Below are 22,282 nucleotides of genomic sequence, written 5' to 3'. Positions count from 1 at the left end.
CGCACAGATTGACGGCGACCCGGCTCGAAGGGGCGGCCATGACAGTCGCGCGGACGGTCGAACTCGAGGGCCACATCATCGACTCGGGGATGATGGCCCGGTGTTTCGGGGCGGTGATGGACATGGGCGGGGAGTTCGAGGTCGAGGAGTTCGAGGTCGGCCGGCACAAACACGAAGAGACCTACTGCCGGATGCGGGTGCTGGCCGAGACCGAGGCCGACCTCAGAGCGATCGTCCACGAGTTGAACCAGAACGGGGCGACCGTCGCGGATCCACGGGACGCCACGCTGGAGGCCGCGCCGGACGACCAGGTCGTCCCGATCGACTTCTACTCGACGACGAACCACCCGACGTACGTCCGGGTCGACGGCGAGTGGCACGGGATCGACGACCCGGAGATGGACTGTGCGATCGTCGTCGAGCGCGGTGGCGGGGGTTCTACGGAGGGAGACGTGCGTGCCCGGACGAAGGTGCTGAACGCCATCGAGGAGGGCGACCTCGTCGTCACCGGCGAGACGGGTATCCGGGTCGAACCGCCCGAACGCCCGCGCAACGGCGGCGGCTCCTTCGGGTTCATGCAGGGCGGGGTCAGCAGCGAACGGCCCTCGGAGTCGCTGATAAGCGAGATCGCAGGCGAGATGCGCGAGGTTCGCGAGGAGGACGGCACCGTCCTCGTCGTCTGTGGCCCGGCGATCGTCCACGCGGGCGGCCGCGACGCACTGGCTTCGCTCGTCCGGGAGGGCTACATCGACTCGCTGTCGGCGGGCAACGGGTTTGCGGTCCACGATCTCGAACGGGACCTCTATGGTACCTCGCTGGGGGTGGACACCGAGAGCCTCGAGCATCCCCGCGAGGGCCACAAGCACCACATCTACACGATCAGCGAGATCGGCCGAGCGGGCGGGATCGAGGCCGCCGTCGAGGCCGGCACGATCGGGAGCGGCGTGATGTACGAGTGTATCGAGAACGGCGTCCCCTACGTGCTCGCGGGCTCGATCCGCGACGACGGTCCCCTCCCCGACACGATCACGGATGCGATCGAGGCCCAGAACGCCATCCGCGAGCAGGCCCACGAGGCCGACCTCGTGCTGATGCTCTCGACGCTGCTTCACTCCGTCGCGGTCGGCAACTGTCTGCCCTCGACGACCAAGACCGTCTGCGTCGACATCAATCCGGCCACAGTGACACAGCTCCTCGACCGGGGCAGCGCCCAGGCGATCGGGATGGTCACCGACATCGGCACCTTCCTCCCCTTGCTGGCCGAGGAACTGATCGACGACCGATAGCTATCCGGTCGTCCCGTTCGGGTCGTCGGCGTCCTCGCCGTCGTCTTCCGTTTCGACGTCGTCCGAGTCGTCGCTGTCGTTCGCCTCGGTCGTCGCTCGCTCGTCGGCCGTCCCGTTGCCCGCGCCGGCCCCACGGTCGACTGCCATACCACCCTCGCCCGACTCGTTTTCCATCGGCTCGGGCAGGGCCGCTATGGCCTCCTCGTACCAGTCGGGCCGCTCGACGTCCGTCTCACCGACGGCCGTGACTTCGGTGGTCCGGGCGATTCTGATTCGCTCGCCGTCTTCCATGATCATCTCCTGTTCGGCGACCGTCTGGCGGATCAGCCCGTCCTCGCGGACGAGCGCCCGGACGTCGACCTCCCGGCTCTCCTGTCCGTACTCCGCCTCGTCTCCCGAGACGGTTTCCGAGCCGTTGACGACGTAGTAGGTTCCGTCCTCGGCGTCGACCGCGCCAGCCGTCGTCGGCACCACGGAGCCCTCGAGCGGCGAGAGGAGCGAGCGGTCCGCGGTGTCGATCCGTTCGCTTCCCGTCGTGGCGGCGCCCTGTGGCGGCGCGTACTCGACGCTCCCGTTCTCGTACTCGATCCTGGTGACCCCTCGGTCGCCGAGCCACTGATCGCCGGTCTTGTTCGGCTCGTCGGCCGTCGGTACGTCCGAGACGTTCCCCTCGGACCGGTAGCGCCCCCTCAAGCGGACGGTCTCCGCGTCGGGATCGATGGAGATGGTCGAGTTCGACGTCTGCCGGAAGGTCTCGTCGCCCTCGGCGATGACGTACTCGTACTCGGTCTCGATCGTGTACGACCGATTGCCGATCGCCTCCCGGTGGGCCTCCCCGAGCTCGCTCGCGTTCGTTACCCCCTCGGTCGTGAGGCCGGTGAGAAGCACCTCGGACTCGTCCTCGCCGGAGGGGTTTATCCCCTCGTCGACGCCGTACGGTTCGCGGTCGGGCGGCTCGTCCCCGCCCGCGAATCCGCCACAGCCCGCGAGGACGACGGCGAGGACGACGAGAGCGACCGCGAGGCGTGACACGCCGGGCCGTAGGGACCGACCCGACAAATATCTGCCCACCGTCCGTCCGGGACGGTCCCCGTCCCTCGATGGAGGGCTGTCCGGCGAGGGCCTATCCGCCCCCGCCGTTCGGTGCGTCGTCGGCTCCATCGTCGTCCGTCGGTTGCTCGCCGTTTCTGCTCTCGTTGCCCCCCACTCCATCCCTCTTCCTCGCTCGGACCCTACGTATCGGGTTCCTCGGGCTGGGCCTCGAGGGCGTCGTCGTACCAGGCGGGCCGTTCGACGCTCGTCTCGCCGACCCCGGTGACTTCGACGCTGGAGTCGACGACCGTTCGCCCGTCGGTCCGTTCGACGGCCCGCTCGGACACCACCTGGCGGATGAGTCCGTCGTCGCGGACGAGCGCCCGGACGTCGACGATCCGTACCCTACTCGTCCCGTCGAACTCCTCGGATCGGTTCCCGCGGCCCTCGACCACGTAATACCGCCCGTCCTCGGCCTCGACGGCGCCGACCGTCGTCGTGTTCCCGACCGTCTCGAGGGCGCCGAGAAGGGTGCCCGCGACCCACTCCATGGGTTCGTACGACCACCCCATGTAGGGATACCCTACACGTCCGTTCTCGCTCTCGGTTCGGGCGAGCGTCTCGGTGCCGAACCACCGTTCGACGGTCCGGTTTCGCTGGTCCGGAAAGGCCCCCTCCGACCCGTTGCCCTCCGTGTACTGTCGGTTGCTCTCGAGGGCGACTCCGGCTTCCGGATCGACGTACGTCTCGCCTTCGATCACCTGTCGGACGGTTCCGTTCTCCGTTTCGGTCACGTACACGGTCTCGGTCTCGATGGTGTAGGGCGTGTCGGCTATCGCCTCGTGGTGGCCCTCGAAGAGGGCATCCGGGTTCGTTACCCCCTCGGTCGTGAGGCCGGGGAGGAGCCCCTCCGAACCGTCCTCGATGGAGGGGTTCACCGGCTCGTCGACGCCGTACGGTTCGCGGTCGGGCGGGCCTCCCTCTTCCGAGAGCCCGCTACAGCCTGCGAGGGAAACGAGGAGGACGACGAGAGCGACCGCGAGGCGTGACACGCCGGGCCGTAGGGACCGGTCCGACAAGTAGTTTCTCACGGACCGGATCGGATCCCGGAACGGGCGGATTCGCTCGTCTCACCCGGTAAGCCATCCTTGTGAGGGCGAGGCTTTTTACCGTTATCCGTCGAACCAGAAACACTGAATCGTATCGTTCCCGGACGAGTCCCCACCATGCAACAGGAACACATCGCAGCCGGCAAGGAGATACAGAAACGTACCGGGAAGACGTTCTACCTCGCGACGCGCTTTCTCCCCGAGCGCGTCCGGAACCCGACTCACGTCCTCTATGGCTTCTTCCGGATTGCCGACGAGGTCGTCGACGACGCCGGTGACACTCCGCCCGCAGAACAGGCCGCCCGTCTGGAGGAGCTCCGCGCCCAGGCGGCGGGCCGTTCCGAGCCCGGAGATCCGGTGCTCGCCGCGTTCAACGAGCTCAGGGCGGAGTACGGTATTCCCGAGGCGGAGGTCGATTCGTTCATCGACGCGATGAAGACCGACATCCACACGGCCCGCTACGAGAGCTACGACGAACTCGCGGCGTACATGCGCGGGTCGGCGGCGGCCGTCGGCGTGATGATGACGGCGATCATGGAGCCCGACGACCCCGACACCGCACTGCCCCACGCGGTCGCGCTCGGCGAGGCGTTCCAGCTGACGAACTTCCTGCGGGACGTCCGCGAGGACGTCGTCGACCGCGACCGGATCTACCTGCCCCGGGAGACGCTCGCCGCCCACGGCGTGAGCGAGGAAACGATCGAACGCTTAGAGCCCTCCGAGGGGTTCCGTGGCGCGATGGCCGAGGAGCTCCGGCGGGCCGAAGAGCGCTACCGCGAGGGGGTCGCCGGCATCCGCTATCTCCCCGAGGACTGCCAGTTGCCCGTCCTGCTTGCGGCCGTCCTCTACGCCGAACACCACCGGCTCATCCGGAACCGGGAGTACGACGTCCTGAGCGATCCCCCCGAGCTCTCGACGACCCGCAAACTGGGCTGTCTCCTCCGTACTCGCTGGCACTGGCACTGGAACCGGGACCCCGAGGCCGTGTTCCGGCGGGTGTCGGCGGTTCCGACCGCCGACCGGAGCCGGCCGGGGTCAGGCCACGGCGAGGGCCTCCCGACCCGTTAGGCCGGCAGCGCCGTCCGGAGCATCGCGCGGTCGTAGCGATCGGTCCGGAGCAGGCCGACGACGAACGCGCCCGCGACGCCGGCGGCGACCCAGTTCGCATAGAGGAGGTTGATCGCCCCCCACAGCAGGACGAAGCTCACCAGATCGTCGAGGACGAACTCACAGTCTCTGACCCGTGCGAGCAGCGCCTCCCTATCGAAGGCGAGATCGACGAGGATCACGGCGACGGTCCCCGAGAGCACCCAGCCGAAATAGTTCGAGAGCGGGACGCCGTAGTAGGGTCCGGGGGGAACGTAGGTCCAGAAGCCGACGGCGACCGCGGCGGGGTCGAGCACGGCGTCGACGGCGACGACGGCGACGACCGCGTTCCCGACCCGGACGAGCGGGTTGGTCCCCCGATCCCCCAGCACCAACAGCGTGAGCAGGTAGGCGTTGACCACCAGCGGGATGAAAAACAGCGGGAGCGCCAGGGGCACCTCGCCGAACAGCATCGGCCCGAGTTCGATCCCGTACTCGAAGGCGCCGTAGGGCCAGTCGGTCCGCACACCGATGATTTCGATCGCGTACGTGTAGCCCGTCAGGACTCCGAGTGCGGCGAGCGCCCTCCGATCGATCCGGGGCAGAAGCCCCACCACGAGCGGCGAGCGCATCACGAGGGTGCCAAAGAGGATCAGGAGGGGATTGTACGCGAGGGGCTCGGGAAGGAGCCCCTCGGTGCTGGCGAGGAGCGTCAGAGCGCCGATGGCGGGAAAGACGACGGCGATCGTAAAGCGGTTTTTTCGGATGACGCCCTCGAGCCGGGTCTGGATCGCCTCCCGCCGCCCACTCGAGTCAGCCATAGAGGACTCCCCAGAGCCCGCCCATCGTAAGGGCGGCGCCGACGACGGTGTTGATCGCGGGGAACCACCAGTAGGCCCGGTCGACGGCGACCGCAGAAAGCGCGACCCCGGCGACGAGCAGCGGGTAGACGGCCATCACGGCGCCCAGACGGAGGTCGATCGCGCCGAAGGCGAGAGCGGCGGCGAGCCAGCAGACTCCACAGTAGGCGTAGGTTCGGTCCTCGCCAAGCACCGTGGCGGTCGTCTCGATCCCCGCCCGTCGGTCGGGTTCGATGTCGGGGACCGCCGAGAACGTGTGCATCCCCATCGCCCACAGCCAGCCGCCGACAATCGCCAGTACCGGGGGAAGCGAGCCCGCGACGGCGGCGTAGGCGGCGACTCCCGGAGTGATGTAGAGGCCGTTCGAGACCGAGTCCAGGAAGGGCGTCGTCTTCAGCCGGAGCGGCGGCGCGCTGTAGGCCGCCCCGAGGACCAGAAACAGCCCGATCCAGGGCCAAGCGATTCGGGGAACCAGAGCGAGGAGCGCGATCCCCAGGAGACCACAGGCGACGACGGCGACCGGAACTGCCCGCTGTCCCCGGTAACGGGCTTCTCGCCCCGATTTCTTGGGATTCTCCGCGTCGATCTCGCGGTCGAAGACGTCGTTGACGCCGTAGAGGTAGACGTTCGCCGGGACGAGGAAGTACGCGAAGAGGGCGACCGTCACCGGCGCGAGCAGGTCCGCCGGCGAGTCGGCCGCGTAGACGCCGCCCACGAGGACGGGACCCGCGAGGTAGAGCCAGAAGCGGGGCCGCGAGAGGGTGAGGAGGTAGGCGAGTCGGTCGCGGGGGCCCGCACGGAACGCGCTCACGGCCGATCGTCCCCCTGTGACAGCCTCATTCGCCGTGCTCGTTCCCGTAGTCCTCCACCACCTTCTCGCCCGTGAGTCGGCCGCTGATCAGGCACATCGGGACCCCGATTCCGGGGGTGGTGTCGGCACCGGTGAAGTAGAGCCCGTCGACCTCAGCAGAGCGGTGGGGCGGACGAAAGAGCGACGTCTGGCGGAGTGTGTGGGCCAGCCCGAGTGCACTCCCACGGAAGCTGTTGTAGCGGTCGGCGAAGTCCGAGACGCTGAAGCGCTCCTCCATGACGATCCGGTCCTCGAGGTCGGTGCCGGTGTTTTCCGCGAGGTCTGTGAGCACCCGGTCGCGGTACTGCCGGCGGATCTCGGGGGTGTCCTCCAGGCCGGGTGCGATCGGAACGAGGACGAACAGCGCGCCGTGGCCCTCGGGGGCGACGCTCTCGTCGGTCATCGAGGGGACACAGCAGTAGTAAGCGGGATCTTCCGGCCACTGTGGATCGTCGAAGATCTGTTCGAAGTGGTCGTCCCAGTCGGTCGGGAGCACGAGCGTGTGGTGGGCCAGGTTCTCGATCTCTCCCTCGACGCCGAGATAGAGGAGGAAGGCGGAGGGCGCGTACGTTCGCGAGTTCCAATACTCCTCGTCGTGGCCCCGTTTCTCGGGGGGAAGGAGTTCCTGCTCGGTGTGGGCGTAATCGGCATTGCTGACGACCAGATCAGGGAGCAGCGGTCCCCGCGGGGTTTCTAGTTTGAACCCCCCACTTCGGCCCTTGATCGCCGTGGCCGGCCGGTCGGTGTGGTACTCGACGCCGAGTTCGGCCCCTAAATCGCGGATCGCATCGATAACGCTCCCGATCCCGCCCTCGGGGTACCAGACGCCGAGGCCGAAATCGACGTGGCTCATCAGGTTGTAGAGCGCGGGCGTGTTTTCGGGAGAGCCCCCGAGAAAGACCAGCGAGTACTGGACGATCTGCTGGAGCTTCGGGTGCTCGAAGTAGTCCTCGACATGGTCTTGCATCGATCCCAGAAGCGAGAGTCCGCGGGCCTGGCGGGCGACGTCCGCGTCGATGTAATCCCGCAAACGCTCGCGGTCCTCGTAGACGAAGTGTTCCATCCCGACCTCGTAGTTGACCTTCGAGCACTCGAGGTACTCCTCTAGGACCTCGCCAGCACCGGGCTCGTAGCTCTCGAAGATCCGTTTGGTGCGCTCGAGGTCGGGCGTGACGTCGATCCGGTCGTCGTCTTTGAAGAAGATCCGATAATGGGGGTCGAGACGTTCGAGTTCGTAATAGTCCTCGGGCCGGCGGTCGAAGTCCGCGAAGAAGCGCTCGAAGACGTCGGGCATCAGATACCACGAGGGACCCATGTCGAACCGGAAGCCGTCGCGCTCAAGCCGGGAGGCCTTCCCGCCGACCTGCTCGTTTTTCTCGACGACCGCGACGTCGGCGCCCCGGTCGGCGAGATAACAGGCCGTCGAGAGCCCGCCGACGCCGCCGCCGATCACGGCGACCGACTCCCCCGCAAGCGGTTTCATGGCTCCCCCTCCGTCCCCGCGGGGGATAAACGTGTAGCCTACGGGGACGATCACCCCGTGAACAGGAGGCGCTCCTCGAGGTCCCGGGGGGAGATCACCTCGAGTTCGCCCGCCGACTCGAGTTCGGCGAGGCGGTCGACCGTCGCCTCGAACTCCGCGAGCAGGTCGTCCTCGAGGCGGTGATAGAAGAGACAGGTGAGCCCCCGCATCCCGGCGGTCCGTTCGAGGGCCTCGATCGCCCGGTCGCTCCCGGGGTCGCCGATCCGGCTACAGAGCGCGGGGTTGACGGCGTGACCCTGGACCGGACGTCCCCCCGCGAAACCGAGCCCGTGGACCTCCGCGACGATCTCGACGGTGTGCGCGTCGAACCCGCCGAACGGGTACGCGAAGTACCGCGCTCCCTCGAAGCCGCGCTCTTCGAGCCACCTCCGGGAGCCCTCGATCTCCGCTCTCTGGTCCTCCCGATCCAGCTCCGCCAGGTTCGGGTGAGATAGCGTGTGGCTCCCGACCGTCCAGCCCGCCGCCGAGAGCTCCGCCAACTGGTCTACGGAGAGCCATCCATCTCCGCCGATCCGGTCGGGATTGACGAACGTCGTCGCCGGATAGCCGTGTTCCTTCAGGATTCGAAACCCCTCGGTGTAGTCGGTCGCGTGGCTGTCGTCGAACTGGATCATCACCGTCCCGACGTCGGGTCGGGGCGTGAAGTGGAGGTCGTCACACCGGAACGACCGCTCGTCGGACCGCTCGGTCCAGAGAGTGATCCGGAGCTCGGTCACCCGCCGGAGATCCGGGTCGCCGAAGACGTCGCTCACCCCGAAGTTGTACCGGGCGAACGGGATCCCGCCCTTGATCGCCCGCCGGTAATGGATTCGGCCCCCGCCGGCGGCGATCAGCTGGATCGTCGGGACGACCATCTCCTCGCTTGCCACCGCGATCCCGGGGACCACCTCCCGGAGGTCCCGGGGCTCGTCGAACCCGTAGGCGATGGTTACCCGCTCCTCCGTCGACCCCGCCTCGAGGCGGGCCGCCTGCTCGCCCACATACGCCCGGTTGCTAGCTCCGAGAGATCCCTCGAGGACCTCCCAGCGAGAGAGGTCGGCGAACTCGTCGAACGTGCCCGGTTTCACGGGTTCGCCGGGGCCGGTGAGCTCCTCCGGTTCGTCGGTTCCGTCGTCCCCCCTGTCGGTGGATTCGTTCGGCTCTCGATCCGCTCTCCCGTCGGACTCGTTCGCCTCTCGACGATCCCCATCCCCGGATTCGTTCGTCGCGTTTTCCCCGCCGGCCTCTCCCTCGGAACGGGTCGTCCCCTCCCGCTCGTCGCCGGCTCCTTCCCGGGGGTCGGAGCTATCCCCGTCCTCGATGAGGTCCGACTCCTTCACGCCGTTCGATTCCTCCGCGTCCTCCGATCTCGCCGAGTCGTCGGTAGTTCTTCTGCCATCGCCACCGGTGTCGTTCCCGTCGCTCGTCCCCGACCCGTTCGCGTCGGCCGGGGTCGAGTCGCCGTCGTCCGAACCCGTCCCGGTTTCCTCCGGATCGTCGCTGCCGGTACAGCCCGAGAGAGTCAGTGCGGTCGCCGCCGCGAGATAGGTGCGCCGTCGCATTCGACGCGATGAGAGTTCGGATTTCGATATTGTTATGACGTTGTTGGGGGGCAGTAAGGGAGGGATACGGCCGTTGGCCCCCGCCGTCCGGGCGCCGACGCGAGAGTCGTCACGGGAGGACCGGGGAGATCCCGGTGACGCGGATCACCTGGGCCTCGATCTCCTCGACGAGGGCGCCCCAGCCCCCGACCGTGTAGAGCCGTTCGCCGTCGTCGATGGAAAGCGCGAGATGGCCCGCGAGGTCGGTGTAGGAGAGAGCGCCGGTCGGGTCCTCGAGCCCGTGGCCGGAGACGCCGATGAGTTCGCCCTCGACGGAGACGAGTTCTCCCGTCTCGGTGTCGTGGCCGACCGTCTGTAACGTGATCGTCGCCCCCTCCGCGAGCAAGGCGGCGGCGTCCCGGACGAACCCCTCGATGCTGACGTACGTCGGGGGGTGATCGGGGTTGACGTGGACCGACTCCTGGCCGCCCCACTGGCTCGTCAGGAAGAACCAGTGGAGGATAAACGAGAGGATCTCGTCGCCGATCGTGATCCCGTACGGTTCGTCGCCGTGGACGTTCGGCGAGAAGAACGCGTAGCGGCGGTCGACGACCGCGAGGAAGGGCCCCGGGATCGGGTTCCGGCGGACCTCTAAGACCCCCTCCGGGATCGGGACCTCCTCGAGACCGATATCGTACACCGAGAGAAGTGACAGGACGCCCCGGTCGGCGGCGGCCTCGATCTCGGGGCGCAGTTCCCGGACCTGGTCGGGCGTCGCCGCGAGTTCGACGGAGACCTCCGCGCCGGCGATGGCCTCGCCGGCTCCCCGGAGCACGCTCTCTTGATGTTTGAGGACGCTGATCCGGGACTCCCTGGGGTCGGGCCGTTCCCAGCGCTCCTCGATCTCGCCGGCGGCGTCGGCGAGCATCTCGCTTTGCGAGCGCAGCCGCTCGAGGACGTCGACGGGTTCGCGGGGCCGGGCGAACAGCCGGTCGCGTTCGATCGTCTCGACGAACCCCATCTCCTCTAGGCCGCGGACGACGTCGTAGATCTGCGAGGACGACACCGACGACTCCCGGGCGAGGTCGACGACCGGCGACTGGCCCGTCTCGAGCAGCGTCAGGTAGGCCTCGGCCTGCTGGCCCGTCAGTCCCGCCCCCTCCAGGGCCGCCCGGAGGCGCTCGGTTTCCATGCCGGTAGGGGCCGCCGGACGCACAAAAGCGTTGATCCACTGGCGAGCGTGCGGGGGGCGATCACTCCATGTATCCCAGCCCCTTCAGCCGGTCCTCGACGTCCGAGAAGTCCTCCGTAGCGCCCTCGTGTCCCCGCCGACGGTCGACCGCGACGCGTTCGACCGCGCTCGTCGCCGGCGGCGAGCCCGCCGCGAACGCGTCGAGGACCTCGCCGTCCGCGTTGTCGGGCACCGGGCGGCCGAGCCCGTGGAGCAGCGTCGGCGCGATGTCGGTCACGTCGGCGCCCTCGAGGCGGGCGCCGGCCTCGATCGAGGGGCCCCGACAGAGGGCGATCCCCTGGCTCCGGTGGCTGGCGGCCGTCGGAGCCGGGTCGCCGAATAGTTCTCCGGCGATCGCGGTCCGGGTCTCGTACGTCCGGCGGCCGTTGACGACGAGGTCGGGGGAGTCGGCGTCGGTGGGGAACAGGTCGTCGCCGTCGAACACGGCGAGGACGGGCTCGCCCCCGTCGGTCACGGACTCGAAGAGTTCGGTGAGTTCGGCCTTCAGCTCGGGGATCGCACCGGGATCGACCACCCCCTTCTCGAACCGGCGCGTGTCGTTGACGTAGACGTTGCCCGCGTCGTGGACGAACGCCTTCGTTCGGGCGTAATCGGCGTCGTAGAGCGCGTGATCGCCGGGAATCCGGGCGGCGACGCCGTCGACGACGGTCCGGGGGAGCACCGACACCAACTGCTCCTCGGAGACCCCGACCCGGGAGAGCGCTGAGACGACGCCGTCGCGGGAGATGCCGAGACTCGAGAGCGCACCCCGGGTGCCGTCGTCCTCCCGTCGGGCGAGATACCCCTCGCGCTCCAGGAGGTGGTTGACGTAGACCAGCCGGTCGATCGGGCCGAAGCCGTGGTCGGAGACGACGTAGAGGTCGGCGTTCCGTCGGTCGGTGTACTCGATGACCTCGCCGACGATCTCGTCGAGCGCCCGGTAGTGCTCGCGGATCTTCGCCTCGTCCCAGACGAGGTGCTGGAACCGGTCGGGCGCGGTGTAGACGAAAAAGGCCAGCCGCCAGTCGGGGACGGTCTCAAGCAGGAGATCCATCAGCTCGCGGCGTTTCCCGAGGATCTCCGAGACAGCGCCGGGAAACTCCTCGAGCCGGTCGGCGTAGTCGGGGTAGTCGAGGCCGATCTCGTAGTCGGGGATCCGTTCGGCGACCGTCTCGCGGAGCTCCGGCGGGTGGGTGTAGCTCTCGCTCGTCGAGGGGGTCATCATCCCGGCGACGAGGGCGCCGTCGATCTCCTCGGGCGGGAACGTCATCGGGACGTTGCCGACCGCGGCCGGGGAGAGCTGTTCCCAGAGGGCGGGCTGGCGCCGGTCCCGGCTGGTGTACATCCGGTGGGAGTACGACCCCGAGAGCTTCTGGAAGCCGTAGACGCCGTGTTTGTCCGGCCGGACGCCCGTCGCGATCGAGGGCCAGGCCAGCGGCGTCGTAGGAGGACGCGTGCTCTCTAAGGGCCCGCTCGCGCCCTCCTCTCGGAGCCGGGCGAAGTTCGGCAGCGCGCCCTCGCTCGTGAACCGGTCGATGAGGTCCCAGGGGACGCCGTCGAGTCCGAGGACGAACGCGCGCTCGGCCGTCGCGGATGATCCACTCATGTGTCCTTGTGGTCACCTGGCTCGGGTCCCGTTTCGTTATGTGGCCGCTGCCGGGGCACAACCCTCACGAACAGCGACCGTTCTCGCGAGGGAGACGGCCGTGCCGGCCCTCCCGGAGCGAAAGGAGACCCCGACGAGCGACAGGCTGTCCATAACGAAACCGCCCCCGTCCGACTCCCGACCCATGATCCGAACTGCGTCGACCCGGACCGTTCGCGTCGCAGACGACCAGGGGCGACCCGGCGAGGGGAGGTGACCGATGGGGAGTCTCGTGATCTCGATCGACGCCGAACTCGGCTGGGGCTTTCACGACCTCGCCGACCCTCCCGAGAGTCGCGTCGAGAGCGGCCGCCGGGGCTGGCGGCGACTGCTCGCCCTGCTCGACCGGTTCGATGTGCCGGCCACGTGGGCGGTCGTCTCCCACCTCATGCTGGATCGCTGTGACGGGCGCCACGCGGACCATCCGGCGCCGCCGGGCTGGTTCGAGCGCGAGCGCGGCGCGTGGGCGGACCGCCCCGACCTGCGGTTCGCGCCCGATCTCGTCGCCGGGATTCTGGCCGCCGACCCCGACCACGAACTCGCGGCCCACTCCTTCTCGCACGTCCTGTTTGGTGATCCCGAAACCACTCCGGAGATCGCCCGCGAGGAGTACGAACGGAGCCGGGAGATCGCCGCCCGCTGGGGCCTGGTGGTCGACTCCTTCGTCTACCCGCGAAACGACGTCGGCCATCTGGACGTCCTGGCCGACTGCGGGTTCCGAGCCTACCGCGGGCGGAGCCCGACGCCGGAAGGAATCCGGGGCGTGGCCGACGCGGCGATCCGGGACCGGTCGTCGCTCGTCCACCCCAGGATCGACGAGTTCGGCCTGGTGTCGATCCCCGCCTCGCTCTTTGCGTTCGGTTTCGAAGGCCGACTGCGGTCGATCGCCGAGTCCGTCTGGACGGACCCGATCGTCGCCCGGGCCCGCCGCGGCATCGACCGGGCCGCGACCGACGACGGCGTTTTCCACCTCTGGCTCCACCCCAACAACCTCCGGGCGACCCGCGACGACGACCGGATGGCCGCGATCCTCGAGTACGCCGCCGAGGTCCGCGCGGAGTCGGCCCTCGAGATCGAGACGATGGGCGAGGTCGCCGACCGGGTCGGGCCCTCACGGACCGGCGACAGGAACGAGGCCACGACCCGTACCGAAAGGATAATTTAAAATATAGATCGTGGTAAACACAATCTTAAGAATACTAACGGGCATGCAACGGTCGGTGTCGGTTCGAACCCCGCCAGTCGCGATAATACTCCTTTGACGACCCTATAACAGTTCCCAGGATCGGTTTCCATATCCACCTAACAGCGACAGTGCAGGGGTGAAGGTGGACATATATCTCTGACATTATACCCATATTTATTATCAATCCTGCATCCACAGGGTACACCGGCCCGATTCCACGACGTCGAGAGAAATCTATTACGCCCGTACGTCTGTAACTTCGTCGGCCGGACGGGAGGCAGTCTCCACCCGGCTGGACGGGCTAACCGGGACGATTACGCGCTCCTCGCCGGGATCCGTCCTCACGAGTGACGACGGAACCGGGATCGAACCGGACGCCTCCTCGGGCCGGCGAGGGTCAGAGGTTCGAGGCGCCGGCGCCGCCGTCGATCGTCACCGCCTGGCCGTTGACGTAGGAGGATTCGGGCGCCGAGAGGAAGGCGACGGTCCGGCCGAGATCCATCGGGTCGCCGACGTGGCCGACGGGGATTCCCGACCCGCGCTCCTCGATGCCCTCCTCGTAGGAGTCGTGTTCGCCGCGCTCGACGGCCTGTTCGACGAGTTCCTCGATCCGGGGCGTCTCGTGGACCCCCGGAAGGACGGCGTTGGCTCGCACCTCGGGCGCGAGTTCTTTCGAGAGGGTCTTCTCGAGCCCGATGACGCCCATCCGGACCGAGTTCGAGAGCACGAGGTCGTCGATCGCCTCCTTGACGCTCCGGGAGGTGATGGTGACGATCGTTCCGCCGTCGCCGTCGGTGAGGTGGGGTTCGGCCTCGCGGACGAGGCGGACGACGCTCATCACGAGCAGGTCGAACGCCTCGTACCAGTCCTCGTCGTCGGTCTCGAGGAACGGTCCCGAGGGGGGCCCGCCCGCGCTCGTCACGAGGTGGTCGAGCCCGCCGAACTCGGAGACGGTGCGCTCGACCAGTTCCTCGATGTCGTCGGGTTCGGTGAGGTCACCGGGCTGGCCGACGACCTCGCCCTCCGCGACCTCGCGGACCTCCGCGACGGCCTCCTCGAGGCGGTCCTCGTCTCGCCCGTTCATCACCACGTTCGCGCCGTCGGCCGCCAGCGCCTTCGCCGAAGCCTTCCCCAGTCCGCTGCTCGAGGCCGTTACCAGCGCCGCGTCGCCGTCGATCGATAGCTCCATGCGCGGGGTATCGCCCGGACGGGCCGTAAACGTTGACCCCGAGGCAACCCTGGCGTGATCCGCTCACTCCTCATCGAACGCCGCCCGTCCGCCGTCGTCGAACGCGAGTTCGGTCCGTCGTCCGGTCGTGAGATGCTCGTAGTCCTCGTCGGCCAGGGCCGCCGAAACCCGGAACGAGGAGAGATGGGCCGTATCGGGGATCCAGGCGACCCGGACGGTGTCGGGATCGTAGCGCCCGCTCGAGGAAAGCGCCGCAGTCAGGGCCTGCTCCTCCGTCGGGAGCGCCATCGGCAGCCGGTCGAGCTCGAACGAGCCGCTCGTGAGGCCGTTGGTGTACATCTGTGAGAGGTCGAGTTCCTCGAGAACGTCGGTCGTGGTGAGGTCCGCCAGGCCGATCCCGTGGCCGTTGCCGTGGGTCGCCTCGGTGAGCCCGCGGACGACGACCCGACCGATCTCCGGCTCGTCGGGACCGCTCGCGCCGAGCATCGGCGTCCGGGCGACGACGTTCGTGTCCATCCCGGTCCCCGAGACATCCTTGCCGACCTCGTCGATCACGAGGGCGTCCAACTCCTCGAAGGGCAGCGTCGGCATGTACTCCCTGGCGCGCTCGAGGAGGTCGGCCTCCCGGTCGGGAAGCTCGTCTGCGGGAATCCCGGAGATCTCGGCGGGCCGGTCGTAGAAGTTCTCGACGACCGCGACCCCGCCGACGTGGGGCGTCTCCCGACGGATCACGTCGAACGCCGCGGTGATCGCCTCGTAGTAGTCCTCCTCGATCGCGTACTCGTGGGTCCGGGCCGCGCCGCCCTGCTTTCCGAGCCCGATCGCGGTCATCTTGCAGAGCCCGCTCTCGATCGGCGCCCGGAAGCTGGTGTGCGGTTTGATCCGGTTGACGACGCAGACCGCGTCGGCCGCGAGGGCGGCCTCGGCGACGTGGACCGGCTGGCCGAGTGCGGACTCGCCGACGATTTCGGTTTCCATCCAGGCGTCGATCGGACACCCCAGCTTCGACTCGGTGAGTCCCAGTGCCGCCAGGGTCTCGCGCTGGCCCTCGGCGCTCGCGCCGCCGTGGCTCCCCATCGCGGGGACGACGACGGGGTCGTACCCTCGACTTCCGATCTCCTCGACGACCGCCCGGGCGATCCGGTCGATGGCGTGGATGCCGCGGCTCCCGAGGCCGACGGCGACCGTTCCTCCCTCGGGAACCTCCTCGAGCGCGAGGTCGGCGACCGCCTCGCCGGCGGCGGACGCGGGGTCGTCGATCTCGGGTGCGGGGGGCTCGTAACTCACCTCCGCGAACGCCGGGAACTCGACGGTATCCAGCGCCGCGTCGATCGTCGAGGCGTCGGGGAACTCCATGGGAGGCGGTGTGCGGGCGAGACGGATATATCCTCGGCGCCGCGGCTCGGATCAGCCGCCCCGATCCGATCACTACCCGTGGTATGTGACGCCACCACCGGATTTATGCGCCAGCGGGGGGAGCCCCCGCCATGGAAATCGCCGAGATCGAGACGGGCGCGGTGTCGATCCCCTTAGAGGAACCCGTCGCCTTCGCCACCCGGGTTGTCGAGGAACGCGACCACGCGATCGTCTACGTGCGAACCGAGGAGGGCCTCGAGGGCGTGGGCTACACGCTCGGCTACGGCGGCGCGGGGCTGATCGCCGACGCCGTAAGCGAGATCTTGGAGCCGATGGTGGTGGGGGAGGATCCCCGCGACACGACCCGGCTCTGGCGGGAGATGTTCGACGGGACCGTCCAGATCGGCCGGAAAGGGGTGCTCCTGCGGGCGATCTCGATCGTGGACATCGCGCTGTGGGACATCAAGGGCAAGGCCGCGGGAATGCCCCTCTACAAGCTGCTTGGCGCGAGCGCCGAGCGGATTCCCTCCTACGCCAGCGGCGGGTACTATCGCGAGGGGAAGGACCTGAAGGGGCTGCGCGAGGAAATGGCCAGGTACATCGATCGAGGTCACGACGCCGTGAAGATGAAGATCGGCCGCGAGGACCTCCCGACCGAACGCGAGCGGGTCGCGGCCGTCCGCGAGGCGATCGGGCCCGACCGGGCGCTCCTGATGGACGCAAACGGCAAGTGGACGAACGAAGAGGAGGCCGTCCGGGCCTGTCGCGCGTTCGCGGAGTACGACCCCTACTTCATCGAGGAGCCGGTGATGCCCGACGGCATCGATCTGATGGCCCGGGTCAACGCTTCCCTCGACTACCCCGTCGCGGCGGGCGAACTCGAGTTCAACCGCTACGGGTTCGAGCACCTCATGGAGTCGGGCGCGGTCGGCATCGTCCAGCCCGACGCCACCGTCGTCGGCGGGATCACCGAGTGGCTCCGGGTGGCGGAGGCCGCCGCCGCACGCGACGTTCCGGTCGCGCCCCACTACAACTGGGACCTCCACGTCCACCTGTTGGGCGCGATCGAGAACGGCCTCTTCGCGGAGTTCTTCTACCGGGACTCCGACGTGAAGGCGTTCGACGACGTGCTCGTCCACCCGATGGAGCCCGACGACGAAGGGTACCTCGAGATCCCCGACCGCCCGGGCCACGGGATCGAACTCGACCGCGACGCCCTCACGGAGTACGGGTGGTCCCATGCGTGACTTCTCGAACCATGCGACCGAGCGGGCCACGGAACGTGACGTCGAGATCACCGACGTCGAGACCTGCGTAATCGAGGGAAACTTCGAGTGGAACCTCGTCCGGGTCCACACGGACGCCGACGTCGTCGGCATCGGCGAGTGCTACCGCGGCGGGGGCGTCACCGACGTCATCGAGTACATGAAGCGGTTCCTGATCGGCGAGAATCCCGTAGACGTCGAGCGGCTCTTCCGGCGGATGGTCCAGGAGACCTCCGGCCACGGCGGCACGACGGGAAAGGTGGTGACTGCGGCGACGGGCGTCGAGATCGCCTGCTGGGACGTCCTCGGCAAGGTTACGGGGCTGCCGGTCTACCAGCTTCTCGGCGGCAAGTACCGCGACCGGATCCGGCTCTACTGTGACTGTCACGCCGGCGAGGCCTACGAGGTCGAGGACGGCTACACCGTCGGCCACGACGCCGAGGCCTACACACCCGAAGCGTACGCCGCCGAAGCGGAGCGGGTCGCCGACATGGGCTTCGGAGCCCTGAAGTTCGACCTCGATCAGCCCGCAGACAACGAGCCAGACCCCTACAACGGCCGACTCGACAACGCCGCGATCGAGCGCAAACGAGAGATCGTCGAAGCAGTCCGCGACGCCGTTGGCCCCGAGATCGACCTCGCCTTCGACTGCCACTGGGACTACTCCCTCGACAGCGCGAAACGGCTCTGTCGGGCGCTCGAACCGTACGACCTGATGTGGCTCGAGGACGTGATTCCCCCGGAGAACATGGATGCCCAGCGGGAGATCACCCGGAACAGCCCGGTGCCGATCGCGACCGGCGAGAACCGATTCCGGGTCCACGAGTTCAAGGACCTCCTCTACGAGTTCGGCGTCGACATCGTGACGCCGGACCCGACGACCTGTGGCGGCCTCGCGGAAACGAAAGCCATCGCGAACCGCGCCGAGGAGAACTACGTCGTCTGCTCGCCCCACAACGTCTGCTCGCCCGTCGGGACGATGGCCTGCGTCCACCTCGGGGCCGCGATGGCGAACCTCGGGACCCTCGAGTACCACGCTCTCGAGGTGGACTGGTGGGCCGACCTCCTCTCCCGGGCGGAGCCGATCATCGAGGACGGCCATATCACGGTCCCCGAAGAACCCGGTCTGGGGATCGAACTCGACGAGGACGTCGCCCGCGAGCACCTCCTCGATCCGGGAACGATGTTCGGGTAGCCGAACACTGATAGTCCTCGCCGGAGCAGGGAGGGATATGACCGACCGGACGCGCTCGGGCGGGGAGTACGTCTACGAGGCCCTGTGTGAGGCCGGGATCGACCTCCTCGTGGGACTGCCGGGAACCCAGACCCTTCCTCTGGACCGGGTCGTCGCCCGCCGATCGGAGATGCGTTACGTGATGGCCCGCCACGAGACCGCGATTCCCCACATTGCGTGGGGATACTACGAGAGTTCGGGAACCCCCGCGGCGACGCTTACGGTTCCCGGACCGGGCGAGACGAACGCGATGCACGGGCTGAAAAACGCCTACGAGGACAGCGTCCCGATCGTCCACGTCGGCGCCGACGTCGATCCCGCGGATCGAGGAAAGGGACCGATCCACGAGATCGATCCCGGAACCTACGACACCGTCGTCAAGGAAAACGTCGTCGTCGAGAACGGAAGCGACCTCCCGGCCGCCGTCGCCCGCGGAATCGAGCGCGCGCTCGCCCCGCCGATGGGACCCGTCCGGCTCGGCGTTCCGAGCGGAATACTCGCGAGCGAGCTCTCGGCGCCCGCGGCCAGCGTCGAGCCCGAACGCATCACCCGGGAGAACGCGTCCGCGCTCGAGGCGGCCGCCGACATCCTCGCCGATGCGGACCGGCCGGTCCTCTACGCCGGCGGCGGCTGCCACCGCTCGGAGGGCGGCGCCGACGCTCTCCGCGATCTGGCCGACCGGCTCGGGGCGCCCGTCGCGACGACCTACAAGGGAAAGGGGCTGTTCCCGGAGGACGACCCCCGCGCGCTCGGCGTGACCGGAAGCCACCTCCCGCCCGGCTCCCGGGCGGTCCTCGAGGCGGCCGACGCGGTGCTCGCGCTCGGCACCGACTTCGACGGCGTCACGACCGACGGCTGGGCGCTCCCGATGGGGGATTCCTTGATCCACGTCACCCTCGATCCCGACGCGATCGGCGCCAGCTACGAACCGGAGATCGGGGTCGTCGCCGACGCCGGCGAGGCCGCACGGGAGATTCACGACCGGCTTCCCGAGGAGGCGGCGGGCTGGGACGGAAGCGAGGTCGCCCGCGCGGCCCGCGAGGAGTACGTCCGGCGCCTCGAGCACGAGGGCCTCCTCGAGGACACTCCACCCCTGAACACGCCCGCGGTGCTCCGGACCGTCCGGGAGTCGACACCCAGGGAAAGCATCGTGACGGTCGACGTCGGCGGCTTCCGGCTGTGGGCGATGCAGGCCTTCGAGAGCTACGAGCCCGAGGGGTTCGTCGCGGCGGGCTCGTGGGCCGGGATGGGCGTCGGCCTCCCCGCGGCGATCGGCGCGAAACTCGCGAATCCCGACCGGCCGGTCGTCTGTCTTTCCGGCGACGGGGGGCTCATGATGTGCGTCCACGAACTCCACACCGCAGCGGAGGAAGACCTCGACATCGTGCTGGTCGTCTCGAACAACGAAGACTACGGCGTCATCAGCAAATCCCCGGAGATCATGGCCGAGACGGGCGACCACGAGTTCGTCTGGGATTCGCCGTCGTTCCCGACGATCGCCGAGGGCTTCGGCTGGGACGGGCGGTCGGCCGACACCGCCGACGAACTCGCGAGGGAGGTCGGGGCCGCCATAGACCGCGATGGGCCGACGCTGATCGACGTCGAGATCCCGACCAAGGAGCCCTCGGCTAGCGAGGCGGCGGAGTTCGAGAGCGAACTCGAGTTCTGAGCCTCCCGAACCCGTCCGACTACCGGTAGGGAGCCAGGTAGCCGGCGCCGTTTCTCGCTGTCTCGTAGGAGTCCTGGCGCTCCTCGTGTTCGTAGATCAGCCACTCCATGCCCTCGCGGTCTGCGACCTCGGCGACCGCCTCGAGATCGAGGTCGCCGGTGCCGCCCTCGACCGGCTGGCCCCCGTCCTCGTAGTCCTTGACGTGGACCAGCGAGACCCGGTCGGCGTACTCCTCCAAGAAATCGACGGGGTCGTGGTCCGCGGTGCCGATCCAGCCCAGGTCGGGCTCGAGCAGGACGTCGTCGGTGAGAGAGAGGAGCGCGACGAGCGCGGGTTCGCCGTCGACCTCGACGAACTCGTGGTCGTGGTTGTGGTAGTGCAGCCGGGTGCCGTCGGGGAGGTCGGCCGCGACGGCCGAGAGCCGGTCGGCGGTCTCCTCGATTGCCTCCCGGGACTCGAAGTGCTCCGGGGGAAGGTAGGGGACGACGAACTCAGAGACGCCTAGGTCGGCGTAGCGCTCGACAACACCTTCGAGATCGTTCTCCAGTTCCTCGAGTCCGACGTGGGCGCTGGGCGCCTCTACTCCGGTCTCCGCCAGGGCCTCGGCGACGTCGCGGTCCGAACCGTCGATCCCCGCGAACTCGACCCCGTCGAAGCCGGCGTCGGCGACCTCCTCGACCTTTGTCGCCGTCTCGTCGTCGACCCCGTCGATGCTGTATAGCTGGAGCGCGATCGTACCCATACCGAGAGAGACCGGGGCGGCGACTTAACTGTGGGGGATCGGAGGCCGGCTCGGACGCTCTGCCGAACGTCGTTCTGTGATGGAGAACTTCAACGCCGTTCGCTCCCGCTGCGGTCGTCCGGCCGGCGCTCCCGTGGCGTCGCCGGCGGTCGGCTCCGGCGAGTCCGAGAGGAGGATCCCCCGCGGGCGACGACTACCGGGACATACCGCCGCTGTCCAGAGGTGTTTTACCCTGCGGGGACGAGCCCTACCCATGACATCCGACGCGATCGACGTGCTCGCCATCGGGGACAACGACTTCCCGTTTCACCGGTTCGAGGAGATGGGGCCCCACATCGCCGACGCCGTGGGAAGCGAGCGGATCGACGTGGCGCTGACGACGGAGAAGGGCGCGCTCGAGGCGCCCGACGCCGACGTCGTGCTCGACTATCTCACCGACAGCACGCTCACCGACGGCCAGCAGGAGGGACTGCTCTCGTTCGTCAAGAGCGGCGGGGGGTACTTCGGCCTCCACTGTGCCTCGGACCTGACTTCGACGGTTCCCGTCGACGACGAGGACGTCCTCGACTCCCGGGACGAACCGATCGAGGAACTCCGCGACCTCGTCGGCGGCCACTTCCTCACTCACCCCGAGCAGTCGGCCTACGGCGTCCGGATCGTCGACAGCCACCACCCGATCACCGTCTCGGCTCCCGACCTCCGGGTGTTCGACGAACCGTACGTCGTCGACGTCTCCGAGTCGGTCCGGGTCCTCGCCCGGATGGACCACCCCGATCACGCGGACATGCCCGTTCTCTGGGTCCAGGAGTACGGCGACGGCCGTTCCGCGTACTGCTCGATCGGCCACACCGTCTCGACGCTCTCGAACCCGGACGTCGCCGCCCTCCTCCGGAACTGCGTCCGCTGGAGCGCCGGCGAGTAACTGTCGTAATCGATCATTGCATTCGTACGGCTGTAACCACGCCGAACGGAGGCCGAACTCCGGAGAACAGGTCAGGCCGTCACAACCGAGACGACCCCGTCGAAGTTCAGAATCACCTTCTGGGTCGTGTCCCCGAACAGCGCCTTCCCCGTCGGCGAGCGCTTCCGGCCGGCGATGAAGACGTGATCACAGCCCTCCCGCTGGGCCGCTTCGAGGATCCGATCGGCCTCCCCGCCGCCCTCGACGACCGCACAGATCGACTCGTACTCCAGGGCCAGGTCGCCGATCTCCTCGCGGGCGATGTCCCGACCGAACCGGCGGCCGCTCTCCTTGATGTCCTCGGAGGTGTAGGAGACGCCCTCGATGTCGGCGATCGTCTCCATCGTCTCCAGGTCGTGTTCGTACTCGTCTCTGTCCATCAGCGTCAGGAGCACGAGGCCTGCGCCGACGCCGGCCGCCAGCTCCCCGGCCTCCCGGATCAGCGTTCGAGCGTGATCCGCCGACTCGACTACCACCAGTCCACGGTCCATACACCCGACCTGTCGCCCGGGTAGATA

19 protein-coding genes are annotated in these 22,282 nt (G+C 68.4%); 7 read left to right on the top strand and 12 right to left on the bottom strand.

Going from position 1 to position 22,282, the window contains the following annotated elements:
• Positions 1-38: 38 nt before the first annotated feature.
• Positions 39-1,286 (top strand): ornithine cyclodeaminase, nickel-pincer nucleotide-dependent, encoded by a 1,248-nt coding sequence (locus LCF40_RS08995; protein WP_114576517.1) that lies wholly within the window; start codon positions 39-41, stop codon positions 1,284-1,286.
• Here the strand turns inward: LCF40_RS08995 and LCF40_RS08990 are convergent, their stop codons facing one another.
• Both LCF40_RS08990 and LCF40_RS08985 read right to left on the bottom strand, forming a co-directional pair.
• Complete coding sequence (locus LCF40_RS08990; RefSeq protein ID WP_224828202.1) at positions 1,287-2,318, bottom strand: DUF7537 family lipoprotein; 1,032 nt, start codon at positions 2,316-2,318, stop codon at positions 1,287-1,289.
• A gap of 200 nt (positions 2,319-2,518) precedes the next feature.
• Complete coding sequence (locus tag LCF40_RS08985) at positions 2,519-3,370, bottom strand: hypothetical protein (protein ID WP_224828201.1); 852 nt, start codon at positions 3,368-3,370, stop codon at positions 2,519-2,521.
• Positions 3,371-3,544: 174 nt separating this feature from the next.
• Here LCF40_RS08985 and LCF40_RS08980 point away from each other — a divergent pair, with 174 nt between their 5' ends.
• The gene (locus LCF40_RS08980) at positions 3,545-4,495 is read left to right on the top strand and encodes a phytoene/squalene synthase family protein (RefSeq protein ID WP_224828200.1); all 951 of its coding nucleotides are present in this window, start codon (positions 3,545-3,547) and stop codon (positions 4,493-4,495) included.
• Here the strand turns inward: LCF40_RS08980 and cruF are convergent.
• From cruF to LCF40_RS08950, 6 genes are all read right to left on the bottom strand, one after another.
• Positions 4,492-5,334 (bottom strand): bisanhydrobacterioruberin hydratase, encoded by an 843-nt coding sequence (gene cruF / locus LCF40_RS08975; protein WP_224828199.1) that lies wholly within the window; start codon positions 5,332-5,334, stop codon positions 4,492-4,494. The genes LCF40_RS08980 and cruF overlap by 4 nt on opposite strands.
• Positions 5,327-6,184 (bottom strand): prenyltransferase, encoded by an 858-nt coding sequence (locus LCF40_RS08970; RefSeq protein ID WP_114576522.1) that lies wholly within the window; start codon positions 6,182-6,184, stop codon positions 5,327-5,329. Before LCF40_RS08970 ends, cruF begins: the two co-directional genes overlap by 8 nt.
• A gap of 25 nt (positions 6,185-6,209) precedes the next feature.
• On the bottom strand, positions 6,210-7,706 hold the full coding sequence (locus LCF40_RS08965) for a phytoene desaturase family protein (RefSeq protein ID WP_224828198.1): 1,497 nt from the start codon (positions 7,704-7,706) through the stop codon (positions 6,210-6,212).
• Positions 7,707-7,756: 50 nt separating this feature from the next.
• Positions 7,757-9,307: a polysaccharide deacetylase family protein gene (locus tag LCF40_RS08960; RefSeq protein WP_224828197.1), complete on the bottom strand. Its 1,551-nt coding sequence runs from the start codon at positions 9,305-9,307 to the stop codon at positions 7,757-7,759.
• A gap of 109 nt (positions 9,308-9,416) precedes the next feature.
• Positions 9,417-10,478, bottom strand: coding sequence for a TrmB family transcriptional regulator (locus tag LCF40_RS08955; RefSeq protein ID WP_224828196.1), 1,062 nt, complete (start codon positions 10,476-10,478; stop codon positions 9,417-9,419).
• A gap of 61 nt (positions 10,479-10,539) precedes the next feature.
• The gene (locus tag LCF40_RS08950) at positions 10,540-12,123 is read right to left on the bottom strand and encodes an alkaline phosphatase family protein (RefSeq protein WP_114576526.1); all 1,584 of its coding nucleotides are present in this window, start codon (positions 12,121-12,123) and stop codon (positions 10,540-10,542) included.
• 259 nt (positions 12,124-12,382) lie between these two features.
• Between LCF40_RS08950 and LCF40_RS08945 the strand changes: the two genes are divergently transcribed.
• Complete coding sequence (locus LCF40_RS08945; protein ID WP_224828195.1) at positions 12,383-13,327, top strand: polysaccharide deacetylase family protein; 945 nt, start codon at positions 12,383-12,385, stop codon at positions 13,325-13,327.
• 418 nt (positions 13,328-13,745) lie between these two features.
• Here the strand turns inward: LCF40_RS08945 and LCF40_RS08940 are convergent, their stop codons facing one another.
• Positions 13,746-14,537, bottom strand: a complete 792-nt coding sequence (locus tag LCF40_RS08940; protein ID WP_114576528.1) for an SDR family oxidoreductase — start codon at positions 14,535-14,537, stop codon at positions 13,746-13,748.
• A 63-nt stretch (positions 14,538-14,600) separates the two neighbouring features.
• Entirely contained in the window at positions 14,601-15,893 is a 1,293-nt protein-coding gene (locus LCF40_RS08935) for a nickel pincer cofactor-dependent isomerase, group 22 (protein ID WP_224828194.1), read from the bottom strand.
• A gap of 131 nt (positions 15,894-16,024) precedes the next feature.
• Between LCF40_RS08935 and LCF40_RS08930 the strand changes: the two genes are divergently transcribed.
• Genes LCF40_RS08930 through LCF40_RS08920 form a run of 3 tightly spaced genes read left to right on the top strand, consistent with a single transcriptional unit; the run spans position 16,025 to position 20,061 of the window.
• Positions 16,025-17,140: a mandelate racemase/muconate lactonizing enzyme family protein gene (locus LCF40_RS08930; RefSeq protein WP_224828193.1), complete on the top strand. Its 1,116-nt coding sequence runs from the start codon at positions 16,025-16,027 to the stop codon at positions 17,138-17,140.
• Complete coding sequence (locus LCF40_RS08925) at positions 17,133-18,353, top strand: mandelate racemase/muconate lactonizing enzyme family protein (protein ID WP_114576531.1); 1,221 nt, start codon at positions 17,133-17,135, stop codon at positions 18,351-18,353. Before LCF40_RS08930 ends, LCF40_RS08925 begins: the two co-directional genes overlap by 8 nt.
• A 37-nt stretch (positions 18,354-18,390) precedes the next feature.
• On the top strand, positions 18,391-20,061 hold the full coding sequence (locus tag LCF40_RS08920; RefSeq protein ID WP_224828192.1) for a thiamine pyrophosphate-binding protein: 1,671 nt from the start codon (positions 18,391-18,393) through the stop codon (positions 20,059-20,061).
• Positions 20,062-20,080: 19 nt separating this feature from the next.
• Here LCF40_RS08920 and LCF40_RS08915 read toward each other — a convergent pair whose 3' ends face one another.
• Positions 20,081-20,803: a sugar phosphate isomerase/epimerase family protein gene (locus LCF40_RS08915; protein WP_224828191.1), complete on the bottom strand. Its 723-nt coding sequence runs from the start codon at positions 20,801-20,803 to the stop codon at positions 20,081-20,083.
• Between the two features lie 253 nt (positions 20,804-21,056).
• On the opposite strand from LCF40_RS08915, the gene LCF40_RS08910 reads away from it, so the two are divergent.
• The gene (locus tag LCF40_RS08910) at positions 21,057-21,725 is read left to right on the top strand and encodes a ThuA domain-containing protein (RefSeq protein WP_224828190.1); all 669 of its coding nucleotides are present in this window, start codon (positions 21,057-21,059) and stop codon (positions 21,723-21,725) included.
• Between the two features lie 71 nt (positions 21,726-21,796).
• On the opposite strand, the gene LCF40_RS08905 is transcribed toward LCF40_RS08910, so the two are convergent.
• The gene (locus LCF40_RS08905; RefSeq protein ID WP_224828189.1) at positions 21,797-22,255 is read right to left on the bottom strand and encodes a universal stress protein; all 459 of its coding nucleotides are present in this window, start codon (positions 22,253-22,255) and stop codon (positions 21,797-21,799) included.
• Positions 22,256-22,282 lie beyond the last annotated feature (27 nt).

It is taken from the genome of Saliphagus infecundisoli (assembly GCF_020177375.1).
Taxonomy (GTDB): Archaea; Halobacteriota; Halobacteria; order Halobacteriales; family Natrialbaceae; genus Saliphagus; species Saliphagus infecundisoli.
The sequence above is the reverse complement of the archived record's forward strand: the minus strand, read 5'-3'. Positions and strand labels throughout refer to the sequence as shown.